The organism is Thalassolituus sp. UBA2009 (assembly GCF_002335285.1).
GTDB classification, from domain to species: Bacteria; Pseudomonadota; Gammaproteobacteria; order Pseudomonadales; family Oceanobacteraceae; genus Venatoribacter; species Venatoribacter alkanivorans.
In genome coordinates this window covers 1-5,955 of the sequence record NZ_DDCJ01000140.1, presented here as the reverse complement: position 1 = coordinate 5,955, position 5,955 = coordinate 1, and the positions used below count along the sequence as shown (strand labels likewise).

Sequence of the window (5,955 nt, the reverse complement as noted above, 5' to 3'; positions counted from 1 at the left end):
TGATACTGGCCGACGGTACCCTGGCCAGTGCAACGGCAGCTGGTACGGCCTCGCACTTTACCGCCAGCGATGCCGGGCTGGATGATTTCAGTGCCACTTATCCTGCCCGTGTGGCTTATAAACACGCGCACTCTGGTGCCAACCCGGAAAAAGACTGGGGATTGTTTGTGCTGCAGGCAGCTCAGGCCGCGATGTACGTGCTGAATCTGCCGGAGAATTTCGGCCGTGAAAATGACGCCGGTAAAAACCTGCAGGTGTTGCGCCGCAACAACACGCTGGTGATTGCCGCCAGTGTATCCAACGGTGGTGGCGCCTCGCTGCGTGCCGCAGAACTCGACAGCAGCGGCCTGATTGACGCTGTGGTGGTATCGGAACCTAATGTACAGCCAGCTCAGTCGCTGGCCGCCGGTTACAGTGTGCAGCAGGGCAGTTATCAGTGGAATCAGCTTGGCCGCAGCCTGTACGACTACACCAGCCTGCTCAGTGTGCTGCAGCCCTGCGCCAGTGTGGGTGCCGATGCTGCCGCCGTGGGCAGTGGCAGTGCTGCCCGTTGCCATGCGCTGCAGAGCGCCGGTCTGATCAGCGGTGCCAACGATGCCGAGCTGGCAGCCGATGCACAGCAGCAGCTGCGCGATTACGGCCTGGTGCCGGAACAGGATTTTACCCAGCACGCCAACAGCACCATCAAAGTGCCGCAATCCATTGCCGTTACCTACGCCAATGCTTATGGCCGCTTTGGTGTAAGCGATAATCTGTGCGACTTCTCAATGGCATTTGGACCCCTGGCGCCGACTTCCGCCACCACCACCCAGCTGGCCGACCTGTTTGCCTCAGGTAATGGTATTCCACCAACCGGCGGTATCGTGCTGATCGACAATAAAACCGGCAGCGAAGACCGCGCCGCAAGTGCCGACCAGAATCTCGCCGGACACCTGTGCCTGCGCGATCTGGCTTCAGGAGCTAACGCTGCTGATCAAACCAAAGCCCAGCGTGTAGCGGCCGGTATCGCCGAAGTAAGCGCTGACCCGCGTAAGCTGAACGTACCGACGGTCATTGTGCATGGGCGTGCCGATGCCATCATTCCGCTGAATCATTCATCGCGGCCGTACTTCGCCATTAACCAGAGTCAGGGCAGCAAAGCCAATGCTGATCTGCGCTATGTGGAAGTGCTCAATGCCCACCACCTCGACCTGCTGAATGGCCTGTTTCCGGGTTACAAAACCCGCTACGTCGGCCTGCATTATTACTTTGGCCAGGCACTCGACCAGATGTATGCCCACCTGCGTAATGGCAGCCCGCTGCCCGGTAATCAGGTGGTTGCCACGACACCACGGGCCGATGCTGCCGACCTGCTGACCACCGCCAACCTGCCAGCCATGCGGGCTGCAGACAACGTAAGCAGCGACTGCCGTATTCAGCTGGATGGCAAGACCCTCACCATCCCGGCCGGCTGCGGTAACCCGGGTGCTGTAATGAAGGCGCTGTAATGACCGCGGCAGAGCGCTGACAACCGCCGCTCTGCCGCTTGTTTTGCCGCACCAGCTCCACCTATGGAGCCGCCCGAAAAAAACGTATACAATGCGGGCACTTACGACCTGAGCCTCAAGTTGCTCATACGTAAACCGCCCGTAGCTCAGCTGGATAGAGCGCTGCCCTCCGGAGGCAGAGGTCAGAGGTTCGAATCCTCTCGGGCGGGCCACTCCCAGTAAGACTTCCCGCGATAGTAGCCACTAACCAATTTGGCTCTGAGACCAAATTGAGACCAAATTGAGACCATTCTGAGACCTCTGTTGTTTTCGATTGTTTTTTTGACCAGTCGTATTTGATATCTACCCTCCTGGTCTCAATTCCGTTGATTGCTTTACCTCCTACCTCATTGCCGATATGGTCATCGGCATAGCAAGGAGAGCGACATGGGCAGCACCCCCCTCAAAAAACGAGCAGCAACAAAGATGACTCTTTGTCCGGTCTGCTTGGAAGAAATTGGCGTAAAGAAACTAACAAACCATCTGCACAGAGTCCATTCTGCCACCCGATTCGTTAACTGTACCACCTGTTCAGAAACACCCAATGTTGGCAGCTACGTCGGACACTTGTTAAGAAATCACGCTCAGGAGTTCTGGATCGGTACGGGCGTAAAGAGCAAGCAGCTGACTCTGGTTATTGAGCGTTGGTATACACTCAAACCAGAACGAAAATCCCTCTACATTTGCTCGGCCTGTAACGCAGAAGTCCCTTATAACGAGCTGTTTCTGCATCAGAAAAAAGTCCACGGCATTGATTATCTCAACACCAAAGTCATCGGGACCATGCAGCCAGATAGGCTCGGTACTGCTGACGAGAGTCGTGTTGATGCCAACACGCTCAAGCAGTCAGCCAAGGAAAAGCTGACTGTTCGCGGTGTCGTTCCGCTTAGTGTTTGCCAAAAGCTAATCATCAATTCGGCTTACTGGTACTCCAATACCCGAGGAAGCCCCGCTCAAGCACCAAAACACCAAAACAATATTACTTATGGTAAATACACCGGCGGTCGAATCTCCTTCGGTGCTAATACCTTTCTGATTCAGAAAGCTGCAGAACGGTTGATTGCTCTATTAGAAGTGAGAACTGACGAACATGGATGTTTCCTGGTCGATCCGGCCGTCTTCTATCAGGAAGCCAAAGAAATTGTGGCTTCTTCAGTGAAAGGCATGAATGGTAAAAGGTATTCTAAATACCCCATCCAAGAGGATGGGCATATGCTGTTCGGCACGCAGTCCATCCATGTCCCCAGCTTCATAAAAACATTCACCGATGAATTCAGGATCAGGAATAGAATCCCAGTTTAAGGATTCTGTGACTCATTCAGAACGGTCACAACGCAATCACTGTGCGTGGGATCTATCAAGTGAGTCATTTTATGCGCTGAGCCTGGATAACAATCAGCATGATCCGCTTATTGCTAAGGACAACTGGTCGCCCGGCTTCATCAAGTAGCGCCCCCCCCCGGAATCTGCAGGTTCAGTTCGCGTTGCTTAGACATGGCCGATACCGAAGAGACACTCCATAATTTCAGAAATCTGCCAGCCCAGCAGCCTGAATCATATCGCGCACATCGCATCCTTTACCGAAGAAAGCCGGGTGACGTTTATAGTCACCCGATTCACGGCGGGCACGGCCAGCAATAATGGCAGGGTTAATCCGCAATCTGGCTGCCAGTTCGCGAATACCGGTATCGGAATCAGGAATGCCGCGAGAAAGGCTTTCTTTTGGAATCAGAATTTCTTGTGCCAGAGCATCCGCTTCCTGCTCTCTGGGGTCGGCGGAGGTTTTATCCAAATCATCCACAATCCACTGGTGCTTGCTGTCTTTGTCCGCCGCAAAGTGCAGCGACAAATGCGCCAGCTCGTGCATCAGCGTAAACCAGAAGTTATCCACCCGATTATGTCGCAGGGTCAGCGCAATAACCGGCTGATTGGGTGAAGGCATACAAACGGCACCGTCCAGATAGGTCTTGGGCATGTGCTTTTCAAACACCAGCTGAATGCCCGCGTTATTCAGATACTCTACCGCCAGTACAGGTCCTTGCTGTAACGCCGAAAGTTTGGCCAGATCCTGCAGCCATTCACGGGTAACAGATCCAGGAACATATGCTGTTTTTAATGGTTTACGTTTTGCCAGGTGCAGAACCTGAGCCTGCCAGACCAGCAGTGCATATGGATCGTATTCTTTATTGTTATCGGCCTGATGCGCGCTGGTTCTTAGCAACAAAGCCGGAGTGCTGTTGTCACCGTTGAACGCATCCATGGACAGGCCCACGCCGCCGAGGAACGCCTTAATATTTTCAGCAGCGTATTCCTTCAGCTCGGCTAATGTACCGGAGAAGCCCGCGATGTAGCTGCGCTTGCGCATCTCGGCCAATGGAAACAACCGGTAGTCGATGCCATCGGATAACGCCGCTTCACATTGATCGTCCTGAATCAGCACGTCTGCCGGAATACCCAACCCCGCATGCAGCTTCCGGATCATGTTCAGGCTTAATGGTCGCTTACCGTTAAGAATTTCGGACACTTTGGGAGCAGAGCCAATGTAGGGAATCAGATCTTTGTTTTGCAGACCCTGCTGCTCCATACGGAACTGAATGGCTTCAAGGGCTGTTGGTTTGTCAATCGGAAAGGCTTTCTCTTCATACTGACCAATCAGCATGGCCAGCAGCTCCAGCTCATCAGCAGCCGCAGATCCCTCAGCAGGCATCATGTCCATTAGCTCATCCAGACGAGCCAGGGCACGCTCATGGTCTGCAGCGGTTTTAATAATTTTTACGTGATTCATAACGCGCTCCTAAAACCGCTTTTTGCTGTACTCAGCATGTGTGCCCACCCACTCAACCCGGACAATACCGTTCTGGTAATGCACTTTAACTACCAGGCGGTAGTGATTACCCTTGATATCAAATATGACCCGGTTGTCGTCGAGAAAGTCGGCACTGCGGTAGCGGTTTTTAATATCTTGCGGTGTCTTCCATTCAGCTTTGCAGGCTTCATGAAACCAGGCCTCCAGCGCACTTTTGACGTTGGCATGCTTTTCGGAAAACTCGGTCAGGAGGTTTCTTCCCAGAACGTTCACTCAGATCCCTCTTGCTACATTCTGGCAAAAGTTACCAAAATGGTAAAATAGATAAAACCTATAGAGTTACCAAAAAGGTAACTTTATATTCATGCTGCGCCCGGTTGGGGTCGCCCATACGTCCCTCTATCCTGAGACTTTGCGGGCTTTGCCACGCTTGCCAGCCGTCGCCTGTTCTGCCCGCTGCTGCTGAATATGTTGCAGCAAGGCTTCTGCCGGTTCGTCATCCGGGTTCTGAGGCACCAGCTCGCCACGGAAAGCTTTGGCCAGAATCGCCTGAGTCAGACGATCGGTACGGGCCCTGGCATCCTGATATTGTTTTTCTACGTTATCGGCGATGGCAAACAGGGATTCAACGCGTCGGACAATTTCTTTTTGTTCGTCCAGACTTGGGTAATGAAATGGCAAATTCTTAATCACTTTTTGATTCAGGTTAACCATCGTTGAACCAATGGCATTGCCCTCAAAGTAACGAATAGCATTTGGAGATCTAAGTACAAGGCATAGAAACGCAGGAAGTATCCGTTCTGGCTCAGAACGAATGATCATAGACCCTGTTCCACACAACATAGAACCACTATGTTTGGGAACCTCTGCAGCTCTCCCCATCTCTCCCCGTCGACCAATGACGATATCTCCTTCCTGTAAATGCCATGCATTCAGTTCGTCAAATTTAGATTCCGTGATTGTCATATCCGAGGAAGGTGCTATCTCCCCATCCTTAATATGCATTGGATTGATCACGGGAATACCACCATGAATATATTCTTCCTTGTGCAAGGCACTGCCAAAAGGGCCTGTTTTAATAACGACGCCAGCATCACCCAAGGTGACATAGGTAGGATCAATATTGTGCATATCCCGCCACTCCTGCGTCAGTTCCCCTGACGTTGCCGCGGCCAGTACCGATTGGCGGAAGCGTTTGATTAATGCCGGGATTTTATCCAGCCGGGATTGGGCTGCATTCACGCGAGCAAGAACACGATCGAGCATATCGGCGATACGGATTTGCTCGGAAAGAGGGGCAAGAGGAAACTGATACTCCCTTACGTCAGCAGACTTTGCTGCTGGATATAGCGCCCCTTGCGTTAAACCAGATATTTTTTCAATAAAATCACGTGTTCTCACCAAGTAAAATAAGTAGCGAGAATCCACAAGAACCGGACGCAGAACCTCAAATCCTGTAGATGCAACCTGCCCGTCAAAATCTGGAGTAACAAGAGCAACAGCGTTTAAATTTGGTCTGGTGAGCGAAACAAGTACATCACCAGTAGAAATTTATGAATTAGTTCAGACCTGATCTCACACTTCTGATTGAAAAGAAGAGAGTTTCCCGTTTTGATAATGGTG

The 5,955-nt window shown here is 52.0% G+C and carries 5 protein-coding genes and 1 tRNA gene; 3 read left to right on the top strand and 3 right to left on the bottom strand.

From position 1 onward, the window contains the following. The 3 genes from B3P58_RS16705 to B3P58_RS16695 all read left to right on the top strand — a co-directional run. On the top strand, nucleotides 1-1,487 hold a 1,487-nt coding region (locus B3P58_RS16705), incomplete at its 5' end, for a 3-hydroxybutyrate oligomer hydrolase family protein (protein ID WP_286719176.1). Nucleotides 1,488-1,622: 135 nt separating this feature from the next. Then, nucleotides 1,623-1,699: transfer RNA gene (locus B3P58_RS16700), tRNA-Arg, on the top strand. Between the two features lie 214 nt (nucleotides 1,700-1,913). Beyond that, nucleotides 1,914-2,828 carry a hypothetical protein gene (locus B3P58_RS16695; protein ID WP_286719174.1) on the top strand — a complete coding sequence of 305 codons (915 nt, stop codon included), beginning with the start codon at nucleotides 1,914-1,916 and terminating at the stop codon, nucleotides 2,826-2,828. A 223-nt stretch (nucleotides 2,829-3,051) separates the two neighbouring features. Here the strand turns inward: B3P58_RS16695 and B3P58_RS16690 are convergent, their stop codons facing one another. From B3P58_RS16690 to B3P58_RS16680, 3 genes are all read right to left on the bottom strand, one after another. Continuing rightward, nucleotides 3,052-4,311 (bottom strand): ImmA/IrrE family metallo-endopeptidase, encoded by a 1,260-nt coding sequence (locus B3P58_RS16690; RefSeq protein ID WP_286719173.1) that lies wholly within the window; start codon nucleotides 4,309-4,311, stop codon nucleotides 3,052-3,054. A gap of 9 nt (nucleotides 4,312-4,320) precedes the next feature. After that, entirely contained in the window at nucleotides 4,321-4,605 is a 285-nt protein-coding gene (locus B3P58_RS16685) for a type II toxin-antitoxin system HigB family toxin (protein ID WP_286719171.1), read from the bottom strand. A 126-nt stretch (nucleotides 4,606-4,731) separates the two neighbouring features. Then, complete coding sequence (locus tag B3P58_RS16680; RefSeq protein ID WP_349676601.1) at nucleotides 4,732-5,760, bottom strand: restriction endonuclease subunit S; 1,029 nt, start codon at nucleotides 5,758-5,760, stop codon at nucleotides 4,732-4,734. Between the last annotated feature and the right edge of the window lie 195 nt (nucleotides 5,761-5,955).

Excerpts from the sequence above, each read along its gene's own strand:
- B3P58_RS16690 (WP_286719173.1), bottom strand. The coding sequence starts at position 4,311 with ATGAATCACGTAAAAATTATTAAAACCGCTGCAGACCATGAGCGTGCC.
- B3P58_RS16695 (WP_286719174.1), top strand. The coding sequence starts at position 1,914 with ATGGGCAGCACCCCCCTCAAAAAACGAGCAGCAACAAAGATGACTCTT.